The following is a 347-nucleotide window of genomic DNA, read 5'->3' as shown; positions in this document are numbered from 1 at the left end:
GGCCTGCCCCAGCCGCACCCAGGTTGCCGTGCTGGTGCGCAACCTGGAGGCCGATGGCGGCTTGCCCACGGACGACTCAGCGCTGCCTTAGCAGAAGCTGGCCGACCAACGCGCGCAGCGCCGCCGGCCGCGCGGGCTGCGTCAGCACCCCCCAACCCAGCGCACTGGCCTGCTGGCTGGCGGCATCTTGGCTGTCCGCATCCGTGCTGAGCCAGACTACGCCCGGCGCCTTGGGCCCGCAGGCCAGCAAGGCACGGACCGCTGCTGGCGTTGCATACGCCGCATCCACCACCAGCAAGGCAGGCCACCCGTCTTGGCTGCGTTGGGCCTGTGCCAAGGCCGCCTCG

The 347-nt window shown here is 72.3% G+C and carries 1 protein-coding gene; it reads right to left on the bottom strand.

Translation table 11 applies throughout. The features are described from left to right. Positions 1-76: 76 nt before the first annotated feature. Positions 77-347 (bottom strand): hypothetical protein (locus H928_RS32915; RefSeq protein WP_043340619.1); only part of this gene is annotated, 271 nt, incomplete at its 5' end.

The sequence above is a fragment of the Comamonas sp. B-9 genome (assembly GCF_000410635.1).
Lineage (GTDB): Bacteria > Pseudomonadota > Gammaproteobacteria > Burkholderiales > Burkholderiaceae_C > Comamonas.
Note: the sequence above shows the minus strand (reverse complement) of the source record. Positions and strands in the feature narration are given on the sequence as shown.